Here is a 26,522-nt window from a genome sequence, read left to right as displayed (position 1 = left end):
GGCGCGGATCATGCCGTAAGCGCGTCTCAGGCGTCGGTGATGGCCGGGAAGGTGGAGGTGATGTCCTCGGTCGAGGCCGGGACGGGGTCGGGGAGGATGCGCTGGACGCGGTCCTGGATGTGCCGGGTGATCACGGCCTGGTCCTGGGAGGCGTCGAGGACCAGGTAGCGGTGCGGCTCGGCCTCGGCGAGGGCGCGGAAGCCGCGGCGGACCCGGTCGTGGAACTCGGCCGGCTCGGACTCGATGCGGTCCGCCGGGGAGGCGAACCGGTTGAGCCCGAGCGACGGCGGGACGTCGAGCAGGACCGTCAGGTCGGGACGGAGCCCCGCGGTCGCCCACATGTTGACCTCGTCGATCTCCGCGACGGGCAGCTCCCGGCCGTAGCCCTGGTAGGCGAGATTGGAGTCGACGTACCGGTCGGTGATCACGACGGCGCCGCGGTCGAGCGCGGGACGGACCACGGCGTCCACGTGCTGGGCGCGGTCGGCGGCGTAGAGCAGGGACTCGGCGCGGTAGGACAGGGCGGTCGTCTCGCGGTCCAGCAGGATCGCCCGCAGCCGCATCCCGACCTTGGTGGCGCCGGGCTCGCGGGTCGTCACGACGTCGAAGCCGTGGTCGCGCAGCCAGATCGCCAGCAGCCTCGACTGGGTGGTCTTGCCCGCGCCCTCACCGCCTTCGAAGGCGATGAACAGGCCGCGGTCCTTCACTGGGGCAGGCGGTACGTAGGGCACGCCCGTCAGCGCACCATAAAGGTCGCGGGAGAGCGGGATGGCGCGCCGGTCGTCCATCTGGCGGTAGGCGCCGAGCCCGGTGAGCAGCGCGATCACCGCGCCGATCAGCAGCACGCCGTTGGCGCCGTCGAACCCGTAGTGGACGTCCCCGACGGCCGCCTCGTGCTGCCCGAGCGCGCCCGCCGCGAGCGGGGCGACCGCCAGCACCAGCACCAGCACGACCCGCACCAGGGCGATGACGAACGCGTGGGTCCTGGGCCGGAAGTCCTCGCGGACCTCCCGCTCGACCAGCTCGCGCCCGGTCGCCCCCGCGACGCCCGCCGCGGCGCCGAGCAGCGCCGCCAGCACGACGACCGCCACCAGGTTCTGGATCAGCGCCGCGAGCACGAGGACGAACGCGGCGGAGACGACCGCGAGCCCGAACAGGCGCCGGCGGCTGAAGCCGTCCAGCATCCGCGGCCCGAGGAAGAGCCCGAAGCCCGCTCCGGCGAAGACCGCGCCGAACACCGTGCCGTAGCCGGCGTCGCCGCCGCCCAGCGCCTCGACGTACATGCGGGCGACGCCGAGGACCACGCCGCAGGCCGCGAGCGCCCCGACGGTCCCGACGACGAGGCCGCGGCCGACCGGCGCCGAGCCGACGAACTTCCAGCCGTCGGCGACGGTCCCCGGCGTGGACGGGACCGAGATCCGGCGGCGCTCCCCACGCGGCAGGTCGCGCAGCGACAGGACCACCACGGCCGAGAGCAGGAACACCGCGGCCGTCACGTAGAGGGCGAGGTCGGAGCCCGGCATGACCATGTTCGCGACCAGGGCCGTCAGCGCGAAGACGACCGCGGCGGCCGGGGCGCTGCCGTAGGCGGCGAGCAGCGTGTACCGGCGGGCCTGGTCGAGGCGGGCCGGCGGCACCAGGCCGGAGCGGAGCGACTCCTGCGCGGGCGTCCAGAACAGGGCGCAGCAGGCCGTGAGGACGGTCGCGGCCAGCAGCCAGCCGAGCCGGCCGACGATCGGGACGGACACCAGCAGCCCGAAGCGGGCCAGGTCGGCGACGGCCATTGTCAGGCGCCGGTCAAGGCGTTCGGCGATGGCCCCGGCGACCGGTCCGAGCAGCAGGCCCGGCAGCAGCCAGGCGATCAGGACGGCGCCGATCGCGTACGACTGGGCCGCGTATCCGCTGGTCAGCTCGCGGGCGAGGGCCGTCAGCGCCAGAACGCCCAGCCAGTCGCCCAGGCTCGAGAGCGACAGCGCGATCCACAGCCGCCGGAACGACTTGAACGACAAGACGCCGGGATTGTTCATGCGCGTCAGGGTATCGGCGTGCGTGTCCGCGCGTACCGTTTCGGCCCTTCCCAGAAACCCTCCGAGCCGCAACCGCCCCTCCCGCCCCGGCACGCCGATCGCGTCCCCGCACGGACTGTCTCCGGGCGCGGGAGAACACCGTCCGCGGCTCTCCGAAGGGGCCCGTCAGGCGGCTTCGGCCGTCGCCGCCCGGCTTCTGGCACGCGTAAAGAGCCCCCGGCGAGGGCTCTTTACACGGTGGTCAGGCCTTGGCGCGGGTGGTGCGGGGCGCGGCGGGCTTCTTGGCCGCCGCGGCCTTGGGCTTGGCGGGGGCCCGCTTGCGGGCGGGCTTGGGGCCTCCGGCCGCGACCTTCTCGCGGCGCTCGGCGAGGAGCTCGGCGGCGCGCTCGATGGTGATCTTCTCGACCTCGTCGTCCTTGCGGAGGGAGGCGTTGGTCTCGCCATCGGTCACGTAGGGGCCGAAGCGCCCCTCCTTGACCGTCACCGGCTTCTTCGAGACCGGGTCGTCGCCGAGCTCGCGCAGCGGCGGCTTGGCGGCGGCGCGGCCGCGCTGCTTGGGCTGGGCGTAGAGCTCCTTGGCCTGCTCGAGGGTGACGGTGAAGATGTCCTCCTCTGCCGTCAGGGAGCGGCTGTCGGTGCCCTTCTTCAGGTACGGGCCGAAGCGTCCGTTCTGCGCCGTCACCTCGACGTCGTCGAGCACGCCGACGACGCGCGGCAGCGACATGAGCTGGAGCGCCTGCTCCAGCGTGACGGTCTCGGTCGACATCGACTTGAACAGCGAGCCCGTGCGGGGCTTGGGCGCTCCCGCCTTCTTGCGTCCCGAGGCGGTGGTCGTCAGCTCCTCGGGGAGGATCTCGGTGACGTAGGGCCCGAACCGCCCGTTCTTGGCGATGATCTCGTGGCCGGTCTCCGGGTCCCTGCCCAGCGAACGGTCCCCGCTGGGCTGGGCGAACAACTCGTCGGCCTTGGCCTTGTCGAGCTCGTCCGGGGCCAGGTCCTCGGGGATGTTGCAGCGCTCGCCGTCGCGGTCGAGGTAGGGACCGTAGCGGCCGACGCGGATCATCGTGCCGGGGTCGTCCTTCACCGGGAAGGAGGAGATCTCCTTGGCGTCGATCTCGCCGAGGTCGCTGACCAGCTCCTTCAGCCCGTGCTCACCGTGGTAGAAGCGGTTCAGCCAGTTCACGCGCTCGCCCTCGCCGCGCGCGATGGCGTCGAGCGACTCCTCCATCTGCGCGGTGAAGTCGTAGTCGACCAGGTTGCCGAAGTGCTTCTCCAGCAGCTGGACGACCGCGAACGCCAGGAAGGCCGGCACCAGCGCGGTGCCCTTCTTGAACACGTACTTGCGGTCGAGGATGGTGCCGATGATCGAGGAGTAGGTCGACGGGCGGCCGATCTCCCGGTCTTCCAGCTCCTTGATCAGCGACGCTTCCGTGTACCGCGCGGGCGGCCTGGTCGAGTGGCCCTCGGCCAGCAGCGACAGCGGGTTCAGCGGGTCGCCCTCGGCGAGGACGGGCAGCCGCGACTCGGCGTCGTCGGCCCCTCCCTCGTCGACGCTCTCGACGTAGGCCTTGAGGAAGCCGTGGAAGGTGATCGTGCGTCCGGAGGCGCCGAACTCGGCCGCCTCACCGGTCGAGGACTCGCCGACGATCCGCACCGACACCGACTGCCCGGCGGCGTCCTTCATCTGCGAGGCGATCGTGCGCTTCCAGATCAGCTCGTACAGCCGGAACTGCTCGCCCGTCAGGCCCGTCTCGGCGGGGGTCTGGAAGGTCTCGCCCGCGGGGCGAATCGCCTCGTGCGCCTCCTGGGCGTTCTTGACCTTGGAGGCGTAGACGCGCGGCGCCGACGGCACGTACTGCGGCCCGTACAGCGCGGACGCCTGGGCCCTGGCCGCGTTGATCGCGGTGTCCGACAGCGTGATGCTGTCGGTACGCATGTAGGTGATGTAGCCGTTCTCGTACAGCCGCTGGGCGACCTGCATCGCCTGCTTCGGCGACAGGCCCAGCTTGCGCGAGGCCTCCTGCTGCATGGTCGTGGTGCGGAACGGGGCGTAGGGCTTGCGCGTGTACGGCTTCTGCTCGACCGAGGTGACCTTGAACGGGCGCCCCTCCAGACGGGCGGCCAGACCGCGGGCGTCGTCCTCGTTGAGCTGCCGGATCCCGGCCTTGAGCACACCGCGGGCGTTGAAGTCGCGGCCCTGGGCGATCTTGTCGCCGTCGACCGAGACGAGCTTCGCGGTGAAGTGGTTGGGTTCCTCGTCCTTACCGGTGCCGAGGTCGGCGGCGACGTCCCAGTAGTGGCCGGCGATGAACGCGATCCGCTCGCGTTCCTTCTCGACGACCAGGCGGGTGGCGACGGACTGCACGCGTCCGGCCGACAGCCGGGGCATGACCTTCTTCCACAGCACCGGGCTGACCTCGTAGCCGTAGAGCCGGTCGAGGATCCGCCGGGTCTCCTGGGCGTCGACGAGCTGCAGGTTCAGCTCGCGGGTGTTGGCCGCGGCGGCGCGGATGGCGTCCGGGGTGATCTCGTTGAAGACCATCCGGTGCACCGGCACCTTCGGCTTGAGGACCTCGCGAAGGTGCCAGGCGATGGCCTCACCCTCGCGGTCCTCGTCCGTCGCGAGGAAGAGCTCGTCGGCCTCGGACAGGAGCTTCTTCAGCTTCGCGACCTGCTGCCGCTTGTCCGTGTTCACGATGTACACGGGCTCGAACTCGTGGTCGACGTTCACCCCGAGACGTCCCCAGGGCTCGGTCTTGTACTTGGCGGGCACCTCGGCGGCGTCGGCGGGCAGGTCCCGGATGTGACCGATGCTGGACTCGACGACATAGCCCTTGCCGAGATAGCCCGCGATCTTCTTCGCCTTCGCGGGCGACTCGACGATCACCAGGCGGGTGCCTCCCGGCTTGCTGCCGTTACTGGCTGGCACAGCGCTCCAACCTATCCATATCGCTTAGTTCCGAACATGATCGCTAACGCGAGCCCTCTTCCCCGACGGTACCCGCGGCGGACGACAAGCCGTGCCGCCCACCCACAGAGGATGACACGCTCCCGGGGAGACCCGAGAATAAAGGCTTATCACCTCCGGGGAAGCTCCAAACGGGTCCTTGGAGGATCGGGCGGCCGTCTGTCATCATGCCCATGATGGTGGAGTACACCTATCTCGTCCTGAATCTGCCGCGCGGGACCACCCGGGAAACCGCCAGGCAGGTCATGACCGAGCACGCCGAATACGGTGGCTGGGAGCTGCACACCGTCCGTCTCTACTCGGACGGCAGGCGCCGTATCCAGCTCCGCAAGAAGATCATTCGCGCCCGCAAGACCCTTCACATCGGCACGTAAAAAAGGCTTTGCCCGCCCCGGGCCGCGCTCCCGGGACGGGCAAAGCGTCTGTGGCCGACGCTCCGGCCCCCTGGCTCAGAGCGTCGGATACCTAGCCCCTGCGGACCAGGCGGCGGGCGAACGCCCCGGTCACCGAGGCGGCGGCCATGAGCGCGCCCACGGCCAGCACCCACGGCGAGCCGGACGACGAGCCGGGCAGGCCGGCCGAGGCCGACATCGGCAGGGCGTCGGTGAGTTCGGTCACCTGCTGGACCTGGTCGAGCGTCCCGCCCATGGCGGGCGCCTGCAGGTCGCCCGTGACGGGCAGGGACGGGGCGGGCAGGGACGGGGCGGGCACCCGTCCGGTGGGCAGCCCGCCGGGAACGCCGGCGGTGGGCAGACCGCCGAGCAGGCCGCCGAGGAGCCCGCCGACCGCGTCGGGCTTCGGGGCCTTGCGGAGCGGCAGGCCGGTGGCGGGGATGCCGCCGGACAGGCCGGACAGGTCGCCGCCGGGCAGCCCGGACAGCAGACCCGGGACGCCGTCCGCCTTGCGCATCGGCAGGGCGGAGACCGGAACCGCGCCGTTGAGCTGCTTGAGCGGCAGGACCCCGGCGGGGGCCTTGCGGACCGGCAGCGCGGGCAGGGCGCCCGAGACCGGCAGGGCCTTGGTCAGGCCCGGGACGACCGGCAGCCGCGACGGCGTGAGCTTCTCCTCCTGGCAGGAGGCGTTGGTGCCGCAGACCTCGACCGGGGCCTTCGCCGGGGCGAAGGCCTGGTTGCCGCCGCCGACCGAGTTCTTGCCGCCGGTGGTCGCGTGGGGGGCGCCGGAGCCGTCGGCCTCGACACCGCCCTCGCAGGAGGCCGCGGCCCCGAGCACGGCGTTGCCGCACACGGTGATCGGGGCGGTGATCGGGGCGTAGACCTGGTTGCCGCCGAGCACCGAGTGCTCGCCGTTGGTGTGCATGCCGCCGGGGACCGAGCTGTGCACGTGCGAGCCGCCCTCGCACATCGCGGCGGAGTCGCCGAGCACGGCGGCGGCGTTGCCGCACGCGCTGACCGGCACCGAAACGGGGGCGTGGACCTGGTTGCCGCCGCCGATCGAGCCCTTGCCCGACGGGTCGAGCCGGCCGGTGTTCTCGACGCTGGAGCCGCCCTCGCAGCCCGCGGCGGCCTTGCCGACCGCGTTCCCGCAGACGCTGACCGGCGCGGAGATCGGCGCGTCGACCTGGTTGCCGCCGAGGACCGAGTGCTCGCCGTTGGTCTCCATGCCGCCGGTGCCGCCGTGGTTGACGACCTTCGCGCCGCCCTTGCAGCCCGCGACCGCGTCGCCGAAGATCGCCGCGGAGTTGCCGCAGACGTCCACGGGCGCGGAGATCGGGGCGTAGATCTGGTTGCCGCCGCCGACGGAGCCCTTCCCCGACGTCACGTCGCCGTTGGAGCCTCCCTCGTTGATCACCTTGGAGCCGCCCTTGCAGCCCGCCTCGGACGATCCGAACAGCGCGACCGCGTTGCCGCAGGCGTCGACGGGGGCCGAGATCGGCGCCGTCACCTGGTTGCCGCCGAGGACGGAGTGCTTGCCGTCGGTCTTGTTGCCTCCGCCGCCGCCCTTGTTGACGACCTTCGCGCCGCCCTTGCAGCCCGCGTCGGCGGTGCCGAAGATCGCCACGGCGTTGCCGCAGGCGTTGACCGGGGCCGAGATGGGCGCGGTGACCTGGTTGCCGCCGCCGATCGAGTGCTTGCCGTCGGTCTTGTTCCCGCCGCCACCGCCGCCCTTGTTGACGACCTTGGAGCCGCCGGTGGAGGAGGCGTTGGCGTCGCCGAAGACGGCGAGAGCGTTGCCGCTGATGTCGATCGGCGCGGAGATGGGGGCTTCGACCTGGTTGCCGCCGAGGACCGAGCCGGTCCCGTCGGTGGTGTCGGCGAAGGCCGCCCCGGGCAGGACGCCCGCGCCGAGCGCGACGAAGCTGGCGGTGAGGAGAACGGTGCGACCGCTCTTGGCCCACGTACGCATGGGTGACTCCTGTTGGTGTTTGGGGAAATTTCGTGCTGAGTTGTGACCAGTGCAGGCGCGGCGTGTCTCGTGTGTTCGGCGATCACGCTGCGTGACGGCGTCCGGGCGTGAAGGGCCCGTGCCGCAGGGGCTGTACGCCTGCTAGTCGGGTGAGAAGGAAGGCTCGTCCACCACGGTGTTCACCGGGGGGAGACCCGCGCCGAGCCGCGGCGCGAGGACGAGCACGAGGCGCCGGGCCGTGCAGGCCCCGTGACGCCGGTGGGGAAGGGCGATCCAGCCGCCGGTGACGGCACCGCCGCCGTTGACGGCCGGAGGCAACGCGCCCGCCTCGGTCCGCGCGGGGGCCTGGGGCATCTCGTGCCTGGCCGCCTCGTGGCCGTGACGGGTCCGGTGAGCGGCCTTCTTCTCGGCCGCCCGGCCGCCGGGCACGGACTCCCCGACGCGGGAGTCCTCGGGCCCGGAAGCCCTGACGGGCCTGTTCCCGGCGCGCACGACCGTCCCGTGCGGGGACGGCGGCGTCCGGGCGCCTTCGTCTTCGGCCGTCTCCGCCGCGACGGCGCCGGGGGCCGTCGAAGAGGTGTCCGGGACGGCGTTCGGGACGGTGCCCGCCGTCTCGACGGCCTGCGGGACGGCGTCGTGCGCCGTCGCCACCGTGCCCGTCACGGCGTGGCCCGCCGCGACGAGGGTGTCCGGAACGGCCTGGCCGGCCGTCTCGGCTCCGTCCGCCCGCGCGGGGCGGTGCGCGGCGGCGTGGGCCGCCGGCGCGATCTCGGGGAAGGCCCCGGCGCCGGGAAGGGCGGGGGCCGCCGTCTCGACGGATCCGGCCGTGGTGCTCGCCTGGGGGACCGTGGTTCCGGTTTCCTCCCGCGCCGTCACGCGCAGGACCGCGGAGACCGCCTGGGACACGGTGTCCCCGGTCCGCGGCGGTTCGGCGCCGGCCTGTGCCGCTCCCGCGCCGCCGATCAGCCAGCCGACGGCCACGAGGCCGGCGACGGTGAGCACGCGGTGCAGGACGCGGCTCCGGGCGGCTCGCGACAGGGCGGCACGGAGGACGGTCATCGTCCTCGCCTGCGTCCGTGCCACGGAAACCTCCTCGGAACCGTAGGGAGAGTCCCTACGGTCGGTCACCGTAGCACCACGTATCGTTCAACCGCGAGTAATGAGAACCAAATGGTTATGCGTGGTCGAGGAATCTGTCGAGAACACGCGCCCCGAACTGCAGTCCGTCGATCGGGACGCGTTCGTCGACCCCGTGGAACATTCCGGAAAAGTCCAATTCCGGGGGCAGTTTGAGGGGGGCGAAACCGAAGCAGGTCATGCCGAGCTGGGCGAAGGACTTGGCGTCCGTGCCCCCCGACAGGCAGTACGGGACGGGGATGGCTCCCGGGTCGGCCCAGGTCAGGGCCTCCTCCATGGCTCCGACGATGCCGCCTTCGAAGTCCGTTTCGACGGCGATGTCGTAATGGACGAATTCGCGGGTGACTTTGTCGCCGAGGAGGGCGTCGACCTGCTCGAAGAAGTCCTTTTCCAAACCCGGCAGGAATCGGCCGTCGACCTCGGCCGTCGCCTCCTGGGGAATGACGTTCACCTTGTATCCGGCGTCCAGGCGGGTGGGGTTGAGAGTGTGACGGAGCGTGGCGCCGATCATGCGCGCGAGGCTGCCGAGGTAGGGCAGGCACGCCTCGGGGTCCCTGGGGTCGAACTCGACCCCGTAGGCCTCGCAGACCTGCTCGAGGAAGCGCTGGACGGTCTTGGTGAGCCGGATCGGGAACCGGTGCTCCCCCAGCCGCGCGACGGCCCGCGCCAGCTCGCTGACGGCGTTGTCGGAGTGGACCATCGACCCGTGCCCCGCCGTGCCGACGGCCTTGAGCCGCATCCAGGCCAGGCCCTTCTCCGCGGTCTCGATCAGGTACAGCCGCCGGTCCCCGGGAACGGTCAGGCTGAACCCGCCGACCTCCCCGACGGCCTCGGTGCACCCCTCGAACAGGCCCGGGTGGTTGTCGACCAGCCAGTGGGCGCCGAACTTGCCGCCGGCCTCCTCGTCGGCGAGGAACGCCAGCACCAGATCGCGCTTGGGTTTACGCCCCGTCCTGGCCCTGTCCATGACGGTCGCGAGGATCATCGCGTCCATGTCCTTCATGTCGACCGCGCCCCGCCCCCAGACACAGCCGTCGGCGATCTCCCCGGAGAACGGGTCATGGGTCCAGTCCGAGGCCTGCGCGGGGACCACGTCGAGGTGCCCGTGCAGCAGCAGGGCGTCCCGGGAGGGGTCCTCCCCCTCGATCCGCGCGATGACGGACGTCCTCTTGGAGTGCGACTCGAGCAGCGTCGTCTTGATCCCGACGCTCTCCAGCTTCTCCGCGACGTACTCCGCCGCCTTCCGCTCCCCCGGCCCCGAATGATCCCCCGGGTTACTCGTGTCGATCCGGATCAGATCCCGGCAAAGCTCAACGACCAGCTCGTCCACGCCAACCTCCAGGTACACGCCATCCCTCCGGAAATCCTATGCCCGCCCCCTCTCCCGCCCCCTCCCGAAGATCGAATCGCCAGCACCCCGCACCTTTGATACAGTTGCGAACGCCACCGCGGCCCAGCCGCGGAAGCACCCACGTCCGGGTGGCGGAATAGGCAGACGCGCTAGCTTGAGGTGCTAGTGCCCTTTGCGGGGCATGGGGGTTCAAGTCCCCCCTCGGACACCAACACCCAAAGAAGCTCCAGGTCTCTGACCTGGAGCTTTTTGCTTTTGGCAACCATAGGGGTCACCTACGGCTGCTTGAGAGACCACAGGTCAGCGCCATGGGGGTTCAAGTCCCGGTTATGCGCTCAGAGCATTGATCCGATGGCGTGTTGGGGTGGAGCCGCCGAGAGGAGACGTGTGCGCCTGCCGTCTTCACGGTCGTTCACTGGCCGGGGTGCCGGCATCGGTGTTCTGCGCGGCCCATGCGGCGAGGAGCTGGAGGCCGTCGCCGGAGGGAGTTCCCGGCTCAGCGGAGTAGGTGAGGAGGGTGAGGGGCGCTTCGCCGGGGAGTTCGAAGGCTTCGTAGTCGAGGGTGAGGTCGCCGACGGCGGGGTGGTGGAAGCGTTTGGTGCCGTGTTGGTGGACGTAGACGTCCTGGGCGGCCCACCAGGTGCGGAAGGGGTCGCTGCGCATCGAGAGTTCGCCGATGAGGCTGATCAGGTTCTGGTCGTGGGGGTTGCGGGCGGCGGCGATGCGGAGCGCGGCGACCGCGCCGTGGGCGACGTCCGTCCAGTCGGGGTAGAAGGCCTGGGCGTGGGGGTCGAGGAAGGTGAACCGCATGGAGTTGACCGGGAGCGCGGGTCCGGCGGTGAACATGGGGGCGTAGAGGGCGCGGGCGAGGGAGCTGGCGGCGAGGACGTCGAACCGGTGGTCGCGGATGAGTGCGGGGACGCCGGTCATCGATTCCAGGACGCGGCGGACGGACGCTCGGATCTCGGGAGCCTTGACGCGGCGCGTGCGGGTGGGCGGGGAGGCCGAGGCGCGGGCGAGGTGGTGGAGGTGGGCGGTCTCGGTCTCGTCCAGGCGCAGGGCGCGCGCGATGGCGGAAAGGACGCCGTCGGAGGCTCCGGTGAGGTTTCCGCGTTCGAGCTTGGTGTAGTACTCGACGCTGACGCCGGCGAGGGCGGCGACCTCGCCGCGGCGCAGTCCTTCGACGCGGCGGCGGCCGTGGGTGGGCAGCCCCGCCTGCTCGGGTGTGACCTTGGCCCTGCGAGTGGTGAGGAACGCCCGGACCTCGCTGCGATTGTCCATATTCCCAGGTTAGGCATCCCGACCGGAATGAGGGGGTCCCTGCCGGTACCCCTTCAGACGGTGACTGTCACCGGCCTCCGTTGCGCGGTTAGCTGGAAGCACAAGCCCTCGGCCTGCGGGAAGACCACAGTGACTGACCGGCGGCGGGTAGGGCAAAGCAACGTTTACCCAGTGACGACCAGCGGGACATTCCATGCCTATCGGGCAGGGGTAGGGCTCCTGACGGCGGCCCGGTTTCCCAGCGGAACGGTCGGCGAGGCCCAGCACTGGGAATGGGGAGTGGTCATGAAGCATGTGAAGCTCGGCGGCCTGGACGTGGGACGGATCGGGTTGGGTGCGATGGGCATGTCGCACGGCTATACCGGGTTCGGGACCGATGACGCCGAATCGGTGCGAGCGATCCATCGGGCCCTCGATCTCGGCGTGACATTGATCGACACGGCCGAGATCTACGGGCCCTACACCAACGAGGAGCTCCTCGGACGGGCGCTTGCCGGCCGTCGCGACGGCGTGGTGCTGGCGACGAAGTTCGGGCTGGTCTCCCATGCCGGAGGCGGTCCGGGGCATCCCGACAGCAGCCCGGCCAACATCCGCACCGCGGTCGAGGGATCGCTGAAGCGGCTCGGCACCGATCACATCGACCTGTACTACCAGCACCGCGTCGACCCGCAGGTGCCGATCGAGGAGACCGTCGGCGCGCTGGCCGAGCTCGTCGCCGAGGGGAAGGTCGGGGCGATCGGTCTGTCGGAGGCCGGTCCGGACACGATCCGACGGGCCCATGCGGTCCATCCGGTCGCCGCCGTCCAGTCGGAGTACTCGCTGTGGACGCGCGGGATCGAGGAGAAGATCCTGCCGGTGCTGCGGGAGCTGGGGATCGGCCTGGTGCCGTTCTCTCCGCTGGGCCGGGGCTTCCTGACCGGCATGGTCCGCTCACGCGAGCAGTTCGCCGAGGACGACTGGCGCAGGACCAGCCCGCGCTTCAGCGGCGAGAACTTCGACCGCAACCTGGCGATCGCCGACGAGGTCCAGGCCGTGGCCGCCGACGCAGACGCCACCGCCGCACAGGTCGCCCTGGCCTGGCTGCTCGCCCAGGGCGACGACGTCGCCCCGATCCCCGGCACCAAGCGGGTGGCACGGGTGGAGGAGAACACCGCCGCCGACGCCCTCACTCTCACCGCCGACCAGCTGGACCGGCTGTCCGCCCTGCCATCCGCCGCAGGCGACACCCACGCCGAGAACGACCGGCGTCTGCTGGAGCGCTGACCCCGGGACCCGTCCTCCAGTCCGGCTCATCATCTGCGAGAAAGGATCATCGTGCGGGCCGAGATGCTGGGAACCGTGCTCGGGCGGCGCCGTCTCGCTCCGAGCAGAGCGGTTCCGTGACTGCTTCGCAGATCCCCGAGCCCAGCGCCTCTGAGCGGTCAGGCCGGCCGGGGGCGGGGAAGGTGCTGCTGGCCTACTTTTCGCGGGCCGGGGAGAACTACCACTTCGGGGGGCGCAGGCGGTTGGAGGTCGGGAACACCGAGGTGCTGGCCGGGATGATCCGCGACCGGATCGGCTGCGAGGTGTACCGGATCGAGGCCGCCGACCCCTACTCCGACGACTACGAGGAGACGGTGGCCCGCAACGTCCGCGAGCAGAACACCGACGCCCGGCCGAAGATCGCGCGGGCTCTGCCCGACCTCGACGGTTATCCGACGGTCCTGCCGGCCAGCCCGATCTGGAACGTCCGCGCACCCATGATCATGACGACGTTCGCCGAGGGCCTCGACTTCACCGGCAGGACCGTCCTGCCCGTCACGACCTACGCCATGAGCGGCCTGGGCACCACCGAACGCGACTACACCGCCTCCTGCCGCGGCGCGACGATCGGTGAGGGCCTGGCCGTCCAAGGCGAGAAGGTCAGCGCCTCCGGCGGCGACCTCGACGGCTGGCTGCGCCGCAACGACCTGACCTGACGGCGACGACCGCCGAACGGCTTCCGAGACGACCACGTGAAAGAGAGATCATCATGAGGACGATCAGGCTGAACAACGGCGTTGAGATCCCGGCCCTGGGGTTCGGGGTCTTCCAGACGCCGCCGGACGAGACCCGCTCCGCCGTGACCGCGGCGCTCCAGACGGGGTACCGGCACATCGACACCGCCGCCGCCTACGGCAACGAGCGTGAGGTCGGCGAGGCGATCCGCGCGTCAGGGGTCGCACGCGAGGAGGTGTTCGTCGAGACGAAGATCTGGATCAGCGACTACGGGTACGAGCGGACCCTGCACGGCTTCGACAAGAGCGCGGGCAAGCTCGGCGTCGACCAGATCGACCTGCTGATCCTCCACCAGGCCCTGCCCTCCGCGTTCGACAAGACCCTGGACGCCTACCGGGCGTTGGAGACGCTGCTCGACCAGGGCGAGGTCCGCGCCATCGGCGTCAGCAACTTCATGCCCGACCACCTGACGCAGCTCCTCAAGGTCGCGTCGGTCGTCCCGTCCGTCAACCAGATCGAGGTCCACCCCTACTTCCAGCAGCGCGACGTCCAGGCCGCCGACGCCGAGCACAGCATCCTCACCCAGGCCTGGTCGCCGATCGGCGGGATCACCTTCTACCGCGAGGGTGAGCACACGAGCACGCTGGAGGACCCGACGATCGTCGGTATCGCCGAGACGCACGGCAAGAGCCCGGCCCAGGTGATGCTGCGCTGGCACCTCCAGCAAGGCCGATCCGCGATCCCGAAGTCGACCAAGCCGCACCGGATCGCCGAGAACTTCGACGTCTTCGGCTTCGACCTGTCCGCCGACGAGCTGGCCGCCATCGACGGCCTCGACACCGGCAAGCGCGGCGGCCCCGAACCCGAGGCGATCACCCTGGAAAGCTTCGGCCGCGACATCCCGGAGGCATGATCATGAGCACCACCACAACCGCACGTGTCGCGGTCGTCACCGGCGCATCGTCGGGCATCGGCGAAGCGACGGCACGCGCCCTGCACGGGAGCGGCTACAAGGTCGCGCTCCTGGCCCGGCGGCTCGACCGCATCGCCGCCCTGGCTGACGAGCTCGGCGACGGCGCCATCGCCGTCCAGGCCGACGTCACCGACCGCCCGAGTATCGTCGCCGCCGCAGAACGTGTGCGGAACGAGCTGGGCGGCGCGGACGTCCTGGTCAACAACGCCGGCGTCATGCTCCTCGGCCCGTTCGCCGCCGACCAGCGCGACGACTACCGGCAGATGATCGAGATCAACCTCCTCGGCGCCATCACCACCGCCGAGGTCTTCCTCGACCAGCTCAAGAACGGCGCCGCCGAGCGCGGCGGCGACATCGTCAACATCTCCTCGGTCGCCGGTCGAACCGCCCGTGCGGGCAACGGTGTCTACGCGGCCACCAAGTGGGGGATCAACGGCTGGTCGGAGTCGCTGCGGCAGGAACTGCTGCCCGATGTGCGGGTCACGCTCATCGAGCCGGGCGTCGTCGCCACCGAGCTCCCGGACCACATCACCCACGACCAGACCCGCGAAGGCGTGCAGGCGATGTATGACAAGGCCGAGGTCACCGCCGACGACATCGCCGAGATCATCGCTTTCACGCTCAGCCGCCCGCGCCATCTGGCGATCAACGAGATCCTGCTGCGCCCGGCAGGACAGCTCTGACCGGAAGAGAGACCCGGACAAGGGCGGCTCCGCGCCCCTCTGCTTCGTCGTCGCCAACAACGAATCGGCCCAGGACACCTTGGAGAGCGTCTCCTCCCCGATCGGCACCGCCCGAATCCTCGCTGGGCCTACCGAGATCCCCGGCAACCAGGTGACGGAGTTCCGCCCGGTCCCGCGCGTCATCCTGAAAGACCTCACCCAGGAACTCCCCGGGGGCTCCTATGCCACGTACGCCCCCTGCCCCGTGACCGCCACCGTCGCCTTCGTCGACCTCGACCTGTCGGCCTGCACCACCCCGGCAGGGCTGACCGAGCTCAGCGGCACCGGCACCTGGACGTTCACCGCCCTCTGAGGGCGCGACCTATCGGTCACCGTCGCGCGCGGATCACGGCATCGGTGAACGCGCGGTCGAGGGGCTGGAAAATACCGGGGCCGGCGGGGTAGACGTTGGCGGCGCCGATGACCTCGGTGGTGCCGGTGGTGTCGAGGAGGTGGCGGAGGCCGGGCTGGACGCCGACGAGGGCGAGGGTGCCGCCGGCCTGCTGGAGGGCGTGGGCGTGCTTGTGGAGGGCTTTGACGAGGGTGGAGGAGGGGACGTCGGGGACGGTGCGGAGCACGAGGATGAGGGTCGCTCCGGTGGCGTCGCCGGGCAGTCGCGGCCAGTGCTCGTTGATGCGGTTGAGCTCGGCGAAGAAGCTGACGCCCTGGTAGGTGAGGACCACGACGTCGCCGGGGCCGATCGCGTCGGGAAGCCCGGCGGGCGAGGTCTGCCAGGTGTTCGGCTCGTCGCCGGGGACCAGGCGCAGCAGGCGGCTCTGCCGGGCGACGCTGACGCAGTAGAGGATCAGCGACAGGACCGCGCCGAGGATGATGGCCTGCTGCAACGGCAGCTGGGTGGTCGCGAGGAATGTGACGGCCATCGCGGCGAGCGGCTGCCATCCGGTGTGGGCGACCAGGCGGATGTCGGGGATCCGGCCGAGGATGATCTCACCGCCGACGACGATGATGAGCCCGCCGATGACCGGCATCGGGATGTACTCGGTGTACTTCCCGGCCACCAGGACGATCAGGGCGAGCCAGAGCCCGGCGAAGACTCCGGCCCAGCGGGTGCGGGCGCCCGCCCCGGTGGCGACGCCGGTGCGCGACAGGGAGCCGCCCGTCGGCAGCGCCTGGAGGAAGGCTCCGGCGAGGTTGGCGGCGCCCTGGGCGGTGAAGTCGCGGTTCATGTCGGTGCGGGAGCCGTCGGGGTTGGGGACGGCCGCGCCGATACCGGCGGCCTGCGCGAGCGCGACCAGCGCGACGGCGGCCGCGCCGAGCAGCAGGTGCGGGGCCGCCGAGAGGTCCGGGATCGTGATCGACGGCAGGCTGGACGGCACCCGCGCGATGTCCCGGACGAGTTCGACGTCCGTACCGAGGGCCGTGACGCCGACGGTGACGATCAGCAGCGCCAGCAGCGTCGCCGTCGACTCGAGCCGGGGCACCGTGTGCGCGGCGGCCCACACCGCGACGGTCACGGCCGAGACGAGGACGGCCGACGCCTGCCACGAGCCGATGTGGGTGATCCAGTCGACGATCTGCCACAGCTTGTTGTGGCCCCGCGGCTTGTAGCCGGTGGCGTCCTTCAGCGACCCGGTGATGATCTGCAGAGCGATGCCGGTGGTGAATCCGGTCATGACCGCGTTGGAGACGAAGCTCATCGCCGCGCCGAACTTCAGCAGCCCGAACAGCAGCATCACGACGCCGACGAGCAGCGTCAGGGTGACGACGTTCCCGGTGTCATGCGGGTCGAGCCCCGCCTCGGAGAGAACGCTCTGCGACGACAGCGCGATCGCGCTGGTCAGCGTCGTCACCATGAGGACGGTGCGGGCCAGCAGCGCCCCGACGATCGTCGGCGCGACCCCGGAGAACAGACCGAGGACGGGACTGAACCCGCCGATGGAGGCGTACGCCATGCCCTCGGGGATGCTGAACAACCCGGTCACCAGGCCCGCGACGGCGTCCCGGCCGGTCGGTCTCCCCAGGCCCTTCACCAGATTCCCTCCCGGCCGGGCCGCCCGGCGGATCCGGGCGGCCATACGCTCGTGTCCGGTCAGGGCGTGACGATGTCGAAGCTCCGGTCGCCCTCGTCGAGCAGGCCGATCAGGGTGGCGAGGGCCTGGCGGTCACCGTCCGCCTGGATGCCTGCGAGGTCTCCGGTGGCGACGAGGCCGAGGAGCTGCGGTTTGGTCAGGGTGAGGGACAGATCTGCAGCGGTGCCGTCGTGGGCGCGGGTCTGGACGAGGACGCCGTTCCCGAGCTTGAGCCGGACCTCCTCCTTGAGGTCGGTGAAGTTCCAGTCGATCGTGACGTCGGTGCCGGCGGCGCGGGGGCCGTCGATGCGGATGGCGATGGAGTCGAAGACCTGCTCGATGCTGAGAGCCCGGGCCACGTCGGGGCTGGCTGAGTCGATGCTGGCGGCGGCCTTGTGGCCGCGCAGTTCGGCGGCGCCCTGGAGGTAGAAGTTGCGCCAGGTGCCGTTCTCGGCGCCGTGGCCGAGCACGTCGTACACCTTCGCGAGCTGCTCACGGGCGGCGGTGTTCGACGGGTCGGCGAACACGACGTAGTTGAGGACCTGGGCCGACCAGCGGATCTCACCCGCCTGGACGGACGCCTTCGCCTTGGCCAGGACCGCGTCCGCGCCGCCCATGAACTCGACGTGCTTCTTCGCCGACTGCTCGGGCGGCAGCGCCCACAGGTGGGCGGGATTGCCGTCGAACCAGCCCATGTACCGCTGGTAGATCGCCTTCACGTTGTGGGACACCGACCCGTAGTAGCCGCGGGCGTTCCACGCGGAGGCGAGCGCGGCCGGCAGCTCGATCGCCTCGGCGATCTCCGGCCCCGTCATCCCCTGATTGATCATCCGCAGGGTCTGGTCGTGGAGGTAGGAGTAGATGTCGCGCTGCGTCGTCATGAACTCGGTCAGCTCGGCGGTGCCCCACGTCGGCCAGTGGTGGGAGGCGAACAGGACGTCGGAGTCCGCCGCGAACAGCTCGATCGACTCGGTCAGGTACCGCGACCAGATCCGCGGGTCGCGGACCAGGGCGCCGCGCAGCGTCAGCACGTTGTGCAGGGTGTGGGTGGCGTTCTCGGCCATGCACAGGGCGCGGCGCTCGGGCAGGTGGAAGTTCATCTCGGCCGGGGCCTCGGTGCCCGGGGTCAGTTGGAACACGTAGCGGACGCCGTCGATCACCTCTTCCTGGCCGGTCTCGGTGATGTGCAGGTTCGGCTCGATCAGCGAGATCGTCCCGGTCGAGGTGGTCTGGCCCAGGCCCGCGCCGATCTGGCCCTCCGGCCCCTTGGCGAGTTCCGCGCCGTACATGTAGATCGCCCGCCGGTTCATCGCGGTTCCCGCGTACACGTTCTCGGCGACGGCGTGCTCCAGGAAGCCCGCCGGGGCGATGATCGGGACGTCCGCGCCGTCGTCGAGGACGCCGCGCACCCCGCCGAAGTGGTCGGCGTGCGAGTGCGTGTAGATGACGCCCTTCACCGGCCGGTCGCCGCGGTGCTCGCGGTAGAGGGCGAGGGCGGCGACGGCCGGCTCGGCCGACAGGAGCGGGTCGACGACCATGATGCCCTCGTCGCCCTCGATGAACGTGACGTTCGACAGGTCGAAGCCCCGCACCTGGTAGATGCCGTCCGCGACCCGGTAGAGGCCGTGCTTGGCGCAGAGCTGCGACTGCCGCCACAGGCTCGGGTTCGCCGTCTCCGGGCAGGGGCCGTCCAGGAAGGCGTAGGCGTCCAGGTCCCACACCACCCGACCCGACGCGTCCTCCACCCGGGGGTCGGCGGCGGTGCCGATGAACCCCCGGTCGGCGTTGGCGAAGTCGGTACGGTCCTCGAACGACGGCATGATGCCCATGGCGGTTGGCTCCCGAGTCGGCGTGATCCAGCCTCATCGGGCTACCCGCCCCGCACTCCCCGCTCGCCCACCCGACCGCCAAATGATCTCCAACTCGAGGCGGATCCGCGCGACGGATGCTCCACGACTTTCCTTGATCATGGCTGGACGAGGTGCGGGGCTTCTCCGTAAGGGGGGCATCGCAGTCCCATGGATGTGGCTGTTCCCGTTGGGCCGGCATGAAGCAGGAGGGGCCGATGTTCACCGAGATCCGTGACCGGCTGGTGCCGCAGGCCCAGCGCCGTACGCTGGAGGAGCTCACCGGGGATCTCGACCTGCGCGCCGGGGACCGCGCGTCCCGTTACTCGGCGTTCTGGACGATGCTGGTGCTGTCGGCGGTCATCGCGGCCGCGGGCGTCGTCGGCGACTCGACCGCCACCGTCATCGGCGCGATGATCATCGCGCCCCTCTCGACTCCCATCATGGGCATGGCGTTGGGACTGGTGAAACGCGCCCGGACGGGCGCAGGCTGGTTCGTCCTCGGCGGCGGCGCGACCGTCGTCGCGATCGGCCTGCTCGTCTCGCTCGCCCTGCCCCACTCCTACCAGCTGCTCGCCAACGGCCAGATCTCCGGCCGCACCTCACCCGGACTGTCCGACCTGCTCGCCGCCCTGGCCACGGGCCTGGCCGGATCGATCGCCCTCGCCCGCCGGGACGTCGCAGCGATCATGCCGGGCGTCGCCATCGCGATCTCGCTGGTGCCGCCCCTGGTGGTGGTCGGCGTCTGCCTCGGCGCGGGAGCCCCCGCCCTGGCGTTCGGCGCCCTGGTGCTGTTCCTGTCCAACATGCTGTCGATGGTGTTCATCGGAACCTTCGTGTTCGCCGCCCTCGGCTACGTGCCGGTGCCTGACAGCGGCCGAACCCGCCGCCGGGCGATCCTGGCCCTCGGCGGGCTCGCGACCATCGTCGTCGCCGTCCTGGTCCTCAGCACCGTCGCGAACTACCTGTTCGCCTCCTGGCGCAGCCAGGTCAAGACCGCCGCCTCCGAGTGGCTGGGCGACGCCTCCGGCGCCTCGGTCATCAACGTCACCACCGCCGCCACCACCTTCCGCATCGCCGTCCGCACCCCCGGCGACCCGCCGCCCACCGCCGACCTCCTCACCCGCCTCGGCAAGATCCTCCCCGACGGCTTCCCCATCGTCGTCGAGATCACCAAGGGCCAGTCCGTCAGCGTCGGCCGCATCGGCTCCCCGCCCTGACCCGCCCCGCTGATGCAGCGATAGCACAAGGCCCGCGCGTGCCCGCGACGGCAGCGCCTTCGGTTCGTGGAAGGGGCGCGTTCGGCGCACCGGGTGGGTTACCCGTGGGGGGCCGGTTCGGCGGGAACGGGGAGCTCGTCCAGGAGGGTGCGGACGTGGTGTTCGATGGCGTCGCGGATGGGGCGGATGGACTCGACGGTCTGGTCGGCGGGGTCCTCCAGGGGCCAGTCGAGGTAGCGCTTGCCGGGGAAGACGGGGCAGACGTCGCCGCAGCCCATGGTGATGCAGACGTCGGAGGACTGGACGGCTTCGGGGGTGAGGATCTTGGGGGTTTCGGCGGTGATGTCGATGCCGACCTCGGCCATGGCCTCGACCACGGCGGGGTTGACCGAGTCCGCGGGGGCGGATCCGGCGGAGCGGACCTCGATCCGGTCGCCGGCGATGTGGGTGAGGAAGGCGGCGGCCATCTGGGAACGGCCCGCGTTGTGGACGCAGACGAACAGCACGCTGGGCTTGTCGGACACCTGCTGGTCCTCTCGGAGGGCGGCCCGTGGCCGGCACGGACGGAGCGCTGCTAACGTATCAGCCTATGCTGACATCAGCGGTAACTGATGTCCCCTCGGTGGACGTCGACGGTCTCAAGGTCCTTGCCGACCCGTTGCGGGCGCGGATCGTCGCGCTGCTGGCGGTCGAGTCGTTGTGCGTGTGCCACATCGTGGAGGAGACCGGCGCCCAGCAGACCAACGTCTCCAACCACCTGCGGGCGTTGCGCCGGGCCAAGCTGGTCGAGACCGAGCGGGAGGGCCGCTTCACCTACTACCGGCTCAAGGCCGAGGCGATCGAGGCGCTGGCGGCTCAGCTCGGCGCGCTGGCGGCCGCGGCGCGTTCTCCCACCCGGAAGAGGGCCTGCCCGTGACCGGAGACGTCGCGATCGAGCCGGACGAGCTTCCGCTGCCGCGCCGGGCGCTGGCCGAGCTGGTCGGCACCGCGCTGCTGGTCACCGTCGTGGTCGGCTCGGGCATCGCGGCCGCCGAGTTGTCGCCCGACGACATCGGGCTGCGGCTGCTGGAGAACTCCACCGCGACCGTGTTCGGGCTGGCCGCCCTGATCCTGATCTTCGGGCCGGTGTCCGGGGCGCATTTCAACCCCGTCGTCACCCTCGCCGACTGCGTCCTTCAGGGCCGCAGCCCGCGCGACCTGCTCGTCTACGTGCCCGCGCAGGTGGCCGGAGCGGTCGGCGGGGCGATTCTGGCGAACCTGATGTTCGGTCTGCCCGCCGTCGGCTCCGCCCGGCACGATCGGGCACTGGGGCACCTGTGGCTCGGCGAGGTCGTCGCGACCCTCGGCCTGGTGCTGCTGATCTTCTCGCTCGTCCGCACGCACCGGACGGCGCTCGCGGCTCCGGCCGTCGGGGCCTACATCGGGGCGGCGTACTGGTTCACCTCGTCGACCTCGTTCGCCAATCCCGCCGTGACGGTCGGGCGGGCCTTCTCCGACACCTTCGCCGGGATCGCGCCCGGCTCGGTTCCGGGGTTCGTCGTCGCCCAGATCGTCGGTGCTGCGATCGGCATCGGCCTCGTGCTCGCCTTCTACCCGGGCAAGGCGGCGCCCGGACGTTGAGGCGGCCGGGCCTCAGCATCCGCGGGTGCCCGCGCAGGGGCCCATTTCCATGATCGCGCCTCGACGGTCGGTCCGGATCGGGCAGCACGCGTTCACCAGGCGGAACAGGCTCGCCCGGCCGCGCTGGACCCGTGACTTCATCCCCGGCACCGAGACGCCCGCAGCCCGGGCGGCGTGGGCCTGCTCGGCGGCGTGCATGTCGACGCGGCGCAGAGCCTCGGCCTGAGCCGCGGGGAGTTCTCCGAGCAGGGTCACCGCGCAGCGGGCGGCACGAGCGGCGTCGAGGCCGTCCGGTTCCCCGTCGGCGGCCGGCACCTCCGGAAGGGCCGCCGAGGGGGTCTCCCGAGCGGGGCGGCGGTAGTGGTCGGTGAGCACGTTGCGGGCGACCGTGAACAGCCAGGCGGGGTTCGCACCGGCCGGCGGGGTGCGGACGGCACGCAGGAACACCTCCTGGAGGAGGTCGTCGGCGTCGCGGGGGTCGTTGACCCGGCGCAGGAAGAAGGCGCGCAGGTCGGTGGCGTGGTCGCGGAAGAGCTGTTCGGCCATGGTGCGTCCTTTTCGGAGGGTCTCCGTCTGTGGGGATGTCCGATCACCCTTCACGGAGGTTCCGATGACCGCACGTCCCGCCGCCGATCCGCCCGCGCCCGCCTCGGCGAACGCGGCATGGTGCTCCAGCGCGGAGCTCTCGTCCTGCTGCGCGCCGGAGGCCAAGGACTCCTGCTGCGGCACCGCGGCCCCACCGGCGACCGAGGCGACCGTGCGGGGAGAGGCGTCGCCCTCGATCGTCCAGCCGGCCTGCGGCTGCCGGTGAAGGCGGCGGGTGTGGGCGGCGCTCCCGCTCACACCCGCGTCACCTGCTGGCCCAAGATCGCCGACAGGCGTTGCAGCGCCTCGGGCCTGGACCAGTAGTAGACCCACGTACCGCGCCGTTCGCAGTCGATCAGCCCGGCCTCGCGCAGCACCTTGAGGTGGTGAGAGATCGTCGGGCCGCTCACCTCGAACGGGCCCGTCAGATCGCACACGCACGTCTCGCCGTCGCGGGAGGCGATCAGGGACAGCAGGCGCAGCCGGATCGGGTCGCCGACCGCCTTGAACGCCTTCGCCAGAACGGCGGCGTCCTCGGCGCCGATCGGCTCCTGCGCCAGGGGCGCGCAGCAGACCGGGTCCATCAGGGGGAGCGCTTGCTTCGACATACGTCTAATTTGACACATCTCGATCCAGGAGGCCAAACTCCAACCAACAGCTACTTAGACAAACTTCGAAACAGCCTCGGATGTGAGATGACCGGCCTGATCAAGAAGCTGGGCGGGCGCCGCCTCGCCGAGGCCACCGCCGCTTTCGCCCCCCGCTTCTGAAACGAACCGACCACCCGGCACGAGGGAGAGACCAGCATGAGTGACCAGATCGAGGCGGGCTGCTGCGGCCCGGCCACCACGAGCTTCGAGACCCCGGCCCAGACCCCGCAAGCCGGTGCGAAAGAGGTCGCGCCGCGGGGCGAGCCGCCTGTCGTCGTGATCGGCGCGGGACCGGTCGGCCTGGCCGCCGCCGCCCAGCTCGTCGAGCGCGGCCTGGACTTCCTCGTTCTGGAGGCCGGCGACCGGGTCGGGGCCTCGATCCGCGAGTGGGGGCACGTCGGGCTGTTCAGCCCGTGGCGGTACTGCACCGACGCCGCCGCCCGCCGATTGCTGGAGGCCTCGGGCTGGACGGCGCCCGATCCCGACGGGCTGCCCACGGGGGCGCAGCTCGTCCAGGACTATCTCGTCCCGCTCGCCGCGCTTCCCCAGATCGCCCCGCGCGTGCGGACCGGATCGCGGGTCGAGGCGATCACCCGGGCGGGATACGACCGGGTGCGCAGTGCCGGACGGGAGAGCGCCCCGTTCGTCGTCCGGGTCCGCCGCGCGGACGGCACCGCCGAGAAGGTCCTGGCCCGCGCGGTCGTCGACGCCTCCGGTAGCTGGACCTCGCCCAACGTGCTCGGCGCGACGGGCCTGCCCGCCGACGGAGAGGCCTCGGCCGCCGCCTGGATCAGCCACTCCCTGCCCGACGTGCTGGGCGCCGACCGCAAGGACTTCGCGGGCAAGCACACCCTCGTCGCCGGGGCCGGGCACTCGGCCGCCACCACCCTGATCGCGCTGGCCGAGCTCGCCGAACAGGAACCGGGCACGAAGGTCACCTGGGCGATCCGCGGCGGAGACGCCTCCCGCACCTACGGAGGCGGCCAGGCCGACGAACTGCCCGCCCGCGGCCGCCTCGGCACCCTCGTCCACCACCTCGTCACCACCGGGAAGATCACCCTGCTGACCGGGTTCTTCACCGACGAGCTGATCCCCCAGGCCGACAGCCCGGACCTGGGCCGCGTCGAGGTCATCAGCCGCGACCCGGACGGGGTCGAGCAGCGCCTGACGGCCGACCGGATCGTCACCGCGACCGGCTACCGGCCCGACCACTCGATCGCCTCCGAGCTGCGCCTGGAGCTGGAGTCGATCATGGGGACCACCCCGGCGCTCGGCCCGCTGATCGACCCCAACCAGCACTCCTGCGGCACCGTCCCGCCGCACGGCGTCGACGAGCTCGCCCACCCCGAACCCGGCTACTACGCGATCGGCGTGAAATCCTACGGGCGGGCGCCCACGTTCCTGCTCGCGACCGGCTTCGAGCAGGCCCGCTCGGTCGTCGCGGCGCTGGCCGGGGACTGGGAGGCCGCCCGGGACGTCCGGCTCGAACTCCCCGAGACCGGCGTGTGCTCCTCCAGCAACGCCGTCGGCCTGGGCACCGGCATCAGCGGCGGCCTGCTCAACCTGCCCCTCATCACCGCCGACGCCTCCGTGTCGGGCGGCAGCTGCTGTGGCTGACCTTCGCCACGATGCGACCGCCCCGGCCCGCGACGGCCGGGGCGGCCGCGTCTTCTACGGGTGGCGGGTCGTCGCCGCGCTCGCCGTCTCCCAGACCGTCGGCGACCTCGGCCTGTCGCTACCCGTCGCGACCGGGGCCGTCACGTTGACAGATGAATTCATCGGGCGCAGAATTAAAAATCATCGCACGATGAATTAAATCCACGGCAGCGCGAACCCTCGTCAACCCGCAGATGGTCGTCCTGTCGATCCCCCCGGGAGCTCCCCATGACCGATGTCCCCCAGCACGCTCCGTCCGTCGCAGCACGGGACCCGCGCCGCTGGTGGGTGCTGGCCGTCGTCGGCATCGCCCAGCTGATGGTCGTCCTGGACGCCACGATCGTGAACATCGCCCTGCCCTCCGCGCAGCAGGACCTCGGATTCTCCGACGGCGACCGCCAATGGGTCGTCACGGCCTACTCCCTGGCCTTCGGCAGCCTGCTGCTGCTCGGCGGGCGGCTGGCCGACCTGTTCGGCCCCAAGCGGTTCTTCCTCGCCGGGGCCGTCGGCTTCGCCGGCTCCTCCGCCCTGGCCGGTGCCGCGGGAACCTTCGAGCTGCTGATCGCGGGCCGCGCCCTCCAGGGCGTGTTCGGCGCGATCCTCGCCCCCACCGCCCTGAGCCTGCTGAACATCACCTTCACCGAGGCCAGGGACCGGGCGAAGGCGTTCGGTATCTTCGGCGCCATCGTCGGCACCGGAGGCGCGATCGGGCTCCTGCTCGGCGGGCTGCTGACCGAGCACCTGAGCTGGCGCTGGACCCTCTACGTCAACCTGATCTTCGCCGCCCTCGCGCTGGCCGGCGGTCTGCTCGTGCTCCAACGCACCCGCCGCGACACCCGCCCTCGCCTCGACCTGCCCGGCACGGTGCTGGTGTCGGCCGGACTGTTCTGCCTGGTCTACGGGCTGTCCAACGCCGTCACCCGCGACTGGGGCTCACCGCTCACCTGGGGCTTCCTGATCGCCGGAGCCCTCCTGGTCGCCGCGTTCGGCTACTGGCAGACCCGCGCCGCCCACCCGCTCCTGCCGCTGCGCATCCTGCGCGACCGCGACCGGGGCGCCTCCTACCTGTCGATCCTCATCGCCTCGGTCGGCATGTTCGGCATCTTCCTGTTCCTCACCTACTACATGCAGACCACGCTGGGATACAGCCCCGTCCGCACCGGATGCGCGTTCCTGCCGATGATCGCCGCGCTCGTCGTGTCGGCCCAGCTCTCCACCAACGTCACCGTGCCCGGGCTCGGCACCCGCGTCGCCGTCCCGGCCGGAATGCTGCTCGGCGCCGCGGGCCTGGTCTGGCTCACCCGCCTCGGCCTTCACTCCGGATACGTCGCCGACGTCCTGCCTCCGCTGATCGTCATCGGCCTCGGCATGGGCCATGTCATGCCGCCCGCCATCGGCAGCGCCACCGCCGGAGTCGACCCGGACGACACCGGAGCCGCCTCCGCCACCGTCAACACCATGCAGCAGGTCGGCGGCTCGATCGGCACCGCCCTCCTCAACACCCTCGCCACCAGCGCCGCCGCCGACTACCTCGCCGGTCACGCTCCCGGCCCCTCGACCGCCGCGCAGGCGCGCCTCCACAGCTTCATCACCGCCTTCTGGTGGTCGGCCGGGATCTTCGCCCTCGGCGCCCTCGCCACGGGCCTGCTCTTCCGCAACCGCGACACCGCGCCCCAGCCCGACCAGGCCAAGACCCCGGCGCACCTCTGACGGCCGGAGCAGGCTCCGCGGACGGGACATCAGGCCGTCGAGCGGGGTCATCCGATCCGGCTCGACGGCCTTCGCTTCCCCGAACCCGGCGGACCGCGGAGCGAGACGGCCGGAAGGTGATCAGGAAGTCGTGACGCAGAGGGTGGAGACCGTCACGTCGGAGGAACCGGCGCCGGCGTTGTAGAACCGCATGACCCAGCTCTCCCCGACTCCCTTGACCGATCGGACCGCGTTGATCTGGTCGCTGTCACCGGCGGTGAACGTGGCGCCGACCGCGTACGAGCCGACCGCGCACGTCGCACCGTTGACGTCGGTGAAGCCGAGAGGCGCCACCGCGGTCGGGGTCCCGGCCGCGAACGTCGGAGCGCTCAGCAGCGGCGCCGGCCCTGTCGGGCCCGTCGCTC

General features: G+C 71.3%; 25 protein-coding genes and 1 tRNA gene. 14 read left to right on the top strand and 12 right to left on the bottom strand.

Annotated features, from left to right (window positions below; translation table 11 throughout):
• Positions 1-26 precede the first annotated feature (26 nt).
• Both tmk and topA read right to left on the bottom strand, forming a co-directional pair.
• Entirely contained in the window at positions 27-2,027 is a 2,001-nt protein-coding gene (gene tmk, locus ABD785_RS22755; RefSeq protein WP_344831659.1) for a dTMP kinase, read from the bottom strand.
• A 241-nt stretch (positions 2,028-2,268) separates the two neighbouring features.
• Positions 2,269-4,956: a type I DNA topoisomerase gene (gene topA / locus ABD785_RS22750; RefSeq protein WP_344831657.1), complete on the bottom strand. Its 2,688-nt coding sequence runs from the start codon at positions 4,954-4,956 to the stop codon at positions 2,269-2,271.
• A gap of 206 nt (positions 4,957-5,162) precedes the next feature.
• Here topA and ABD785_RS22745 point away from each other — a divergent pair, with 206 nt between their 5' ends.
• Entirely contained in the window at positions 5,163-5,369 is a 207-nt protein-coding gene (locus tag ABD785_RS22745) for a DUF5703 family protein (RefSeq protein ID WP_425547806.1), read from the top strand.
• 91 nt (positions 5,370-5,460) lie between these two features.
• Here the strand turns inward: ABD785_RS22745 and ABD785_RS22740 are convergent, their stop codons facing one another.
• From ABD785_RS22740 to ABD785_RS22730, 3 genes are all read right to left on the bottom strand, one after another.
• Positions 5,461-7,359 (bottom strand): chaplin family protein, encoded by a 1,899-nt coding sequence (locus ABD785_RS22740; RefSeq protein WP_344831654.1) that lies wholly within the window; start codon positions 7,357-7,359, stop codon positions 5,461-5,463.
• Between the two features lie 141 nt (positions 7,360-7,500).
• A complete protein-coding gene (locus ABD785_RS22735) occupies positions 7,501-8,442 on the bottom strand; it encodes a hypothetical protein (RefSeq protein WP_344831651.1) in 942 nt (313 codons plus the stop codon).
• A 91-nt stretch (positions 8,443-8,533) separates the two neighbouring features.
• On the bottom strand, positions 8,534-9,844 hold the full coding sequence (locus tag ABD785_RS22730; RefSeq protein ID WP_425547805.1) for a M20/M25/M40 family metallo-hydrolase: 1,311 nt from the start codon (positions 9,842-9,844) through the stop codon (positions 8,534-8,536).
• 125 nt (positions 9,845-9,969) lie between these two features.
• Between ABD785_RS22730 and ABD785_RS22725 the strand changes: the two genes are divergently transcribed.
• A tRNA-Leu gene (locus tag ABD785_RS22725) sits at positions 9,970-10,058 on the top strand.
• A gap of 191 nt (positions 10,059-10,249) precedes the next feature.
• On the opposite strand, the gene ABD785_RS22720 is transcribed toward ABD785_RS22725, so the two are convergent.
• Positions 10,250-11,128: a helix-turn-helix transcriptional regulator gene (locus ABD785_RS22720; RefSeq protein WP_344831648.1), complete on the bottom strand. Its 879-nt coding sequence runs from the start codon at positions 11,126-11,128 to the stop codon at positions 10,250-10,252.
• Between the two features lie 285 nt (positions 11,129-11,413).
• Here ABD785_RS22720 and ABD785_RS22715 point away from each other — a divergent pair, with 285 nt between their 5' ends.
• The 5 genes from ABD785_RS22715 (at position 11,414) to ABD785_RS22695 (ending at position 15,113) form a co-directional block, all read left to right on the top strand.
• On the top strand, positions 11,414-12,391 hold the full coding sequence (locus ABD785_RS22715; protein WP_344831645.1) for an aldo/keto reductase: 978 nt from the start codon (positions 11,414-11,416) through the stop codon (positions 12,389-12,391).
• A gap of 116 nt (positions 12,392-12,507) precedes the next feature.
• Positions 12,508-13,086 (top strand): flavodoxin, encoded by a 579-nt coding sequence (locus tag ABD785_RS22710; RefSeq protein ID WP_344831643.1) that lies wholly within the window; start codon positions 12,508-12,510, stop codon positions 13,084-13,086.
• 53 nt (positions 13,087-13,139) lie between these two features.
• Complete coding sequence (locus ABD785_RS22705) at positions 13,140-14,018, top strand: aldo/keto reductase (RefSeq protein WP_344831641.1); 879 nt, start codon at positions 13,140-13,142, stop codon at positions 14,016-14,018.
• A 2-nt stretch (positions 14,019-14,020) separates the two neighbouring features.
• The gene (locus ABD785_RS22700) at positions 14,021-14,761 is read left to right on the top strand and encodes an SDR family oxidoreductase (protein ID WP_344831638.1); all 741 of its coding nucleotides are present in this window, start codon (positions 14,021-14,023) and stop codon (positions 14,759-14,761) included.
• A gap of 79 nt (positions 14,762-14,840) precedes the next feature.
• Positions 14,841-15,113 carry a hypothetical protein gene (locus tag ABD785_RS22695; RefSeq protein WP_344831635.1) on the top strand — a complete coding sequence of 91 codons (273 nt, stop codon included), beginning with the start codon at positions 14,841-14,843 and terminating at the stop codon, positions 15,111-15,113.
• 16 nt (positions 15,114-15,129) lie between these two features.
• On the opposite strand, the gene ABD785_RS22690 is transcribed toward ABD785_RS22695, so the two are convergent.
• Both ABD785_RS22690 and ABD785_RS22685 read right to left on the bottom strand, forming a co-directional pair.
• Positions 15,130-16,791, bottom strand: a complete 1,662-nt coding sequence (locus ABD785_RS22690; protein ID WP_344831633.1) for a SulP family inorganic anion transporter — start codon at positions 16,789-16,791, stop codon at positions 15,130-15,132.
• Between the two features lie 59 nt (positions 16,792-16,850).
• Entirely contained in the window at positions 16,851-18,659 is a 1,809-nt protein-coding gene (locus ABD785_RS22685; RefSeq protein ID WP_344831631.1) for an alkyl/aryl-sulfatase, read from the bottom strand.
• 236 nt (positions 18,660-18,895) lie between these two features.
• On the opposite strand from ABD785_RS22685, the gene ABD785_RS22680 reads away from it, so the two are divergent.
• Positions 18,896-19,897 (top strand): DUF389 domain-containing protein, encoded by a 1,002-nt coding sequence (locus tag ABD785_RS22680; protein ID WP_344831629.1) that lies wholly within the window; start codon positions 18,896-18,898, stop codon positions 19,895-19,897.
• 98 nt (positions 19,898-19,995) lie between these two features.
• Here ABD785_RS22680 and ABD785_RS22675 read toward each other — a convergent pair whose 3' ends face one another.
• Positions 19,996-20,364 (bottom strand): arsenate reductase/protein-tyrosine-phosphatase family protein, encoded by a 369-nt coding sequence (locus ABD785_RS22675; protein WP_425547809.1) that lies wholly within the window; start codon positions 20,362-20,364, stop codon positions 19,996-19,998.
• Between the two features lie 122 nt (positions 20,365-20,486).
• Here ABD785_RS22675 and ABD785_RS22670 point away from each other — a divergent pair, with 122 nt between their 5' ends.
• Positions 20,487-20,813, top strand: a complete 327-nt coding sequence (locus tag ABD785_RS22670) for an ArsR/SmtB family transcription factor (RefSeq protein ID WP_344831626.1) — start codon at positions 20,487-20,489, stop codon at positions 20,811-20,813.
• Positions 20,810-21,517 (top strand): aquaporin, encoded by a 708-nt coding sequence (locus tag ABD785_RS22665; protein WP_344831624.1) that lies wholly within the window; start codon positions 20,810-20,812, stop codon positions 21,515-21,517. Before ABD785_RS22670 ends, ABD785_RS22665 begins: the two co-directional genes overlap by 4 nt.
• Positions 21,518-21,529: 12 nt before the next feature.
• Here ABD785_RS22665 and ABD785_RS22660 read toward each other — a convergent pair whose 3' ends face one another.
• Positions 21,530-22,063: a sigma factor gene (locus ABD785_RS22660; protein WP_344831622.1), complete on the bottom strand. Its 534-nt coding sequence runs from the start codon at positions 22,061-22,063 to the stop codon at positions 21,530-21,532.
• A 64-nt stretch (positions 22,064-22,127) separates the two neighbouring features.
• Here ABD785_RS22660 and ABD785_RS22655 point away from each other — a divergent pair, with 64 nt between their 5' ends.
• Positions 22,128-22,328, top strand: coding sequence for a hypothetical protein (locus ABD785_RS22655; protein ID WP_344831621.1), 201 nt, complete (start codon positions 22,128-22,130; stop codon positions 22,326-22,328).
• A 28-nt stretch (positions 22,329-22,356) separates the two neighbouring features.
• Here ABD785_RS22655 and ABD785_RS22650 read toward each other — a convergent pair whose 3' ends face one another.
• Entirely contained in the window at positions 22,357-22,710 is a 354-nt protein-coding gene (locus ABD785_RS22650; protein WP_344831619.1) for a metalloregulator ArsR/SmtB family transcription factor, read from the bottom strand.
• Between the two features lie 198 nt (positions 22,711-22,908).
• On the opposite strand from ABD785_RS22650, the gene ABD785_RS22645 reads away from it, so the two are divergent.
• The 3 genes from ABD785_RS22645 to ABD785_RS22635 all read left to right on the top strand — a co-directional run bounded on the left by ABD785_RS22645 (position 22,909) and on the right by ABD785_RS22635 (position 26,118).
• Positions 22,909-24,369 carry an FAD-dependent oxidoreductase gene (locus ABD785_RS22645; RefSeq protein ID WP_344831617.1) on the top strand — a complete coding sequence of 487 codons (1,461 nt, stop codon included), beginning with the start codon at positions 22,909-22,911 and terminating at the stop codon, positions 24,367-24,369.
• On the top strand, positions 24,362-24,568 hold the full coding sequence (locus ABD785_RS22640; RefSeq protein WP_344831616.1) for a hypothetical protein: 207 nt from the start codon (positions 24,362-24,364) through the stop codon (positions 24,566-24,568). The genes ABD785_RS22645 and ABD785_RS22640 overlap by 8 nt, the downstream gene beginning before the upstream one ends.
• A 68-nt stretch (positions 24,569-24,636) precedes the next feature.
• Positions 24,637-26,118 (top strand): MFS transporter, encoded by a 1,482-nt coding sequence (locus ABD785_RS22635; protein WP_344831613.1) that lies wholly within the window; start codon positions 24,637-24,639, stop codon positions 26,116-26,118.
• Positions 26,119-26,238: 120 nt separating this feature from the next.
• Here the strand turns inward: ABD785_RS22635 and ABD785_RS22630 are convergent.
• On the bottom strand, positions 26,239-26,522 hold a 284-nt coding region (locus tag ABD785_RS22630; RefSeq protein WP_344831611.1), incomplete at its 5' end, for a hypothetical protein.

The organism is Actinocorallia longicatena, assembly GCF_039534125.1.
Taxonomy (GTDB): Bacteria; Actinomycetota; Actinomycetes; order Streptosporangiales; family Streptosporangiaceae; genus Actinocorallia; species Actinocorallia longicatena.
Note: the sequence above shows the minus strand (reverse complement) of the source record. Positions and strands in the feature narration are given on the sequence as shown.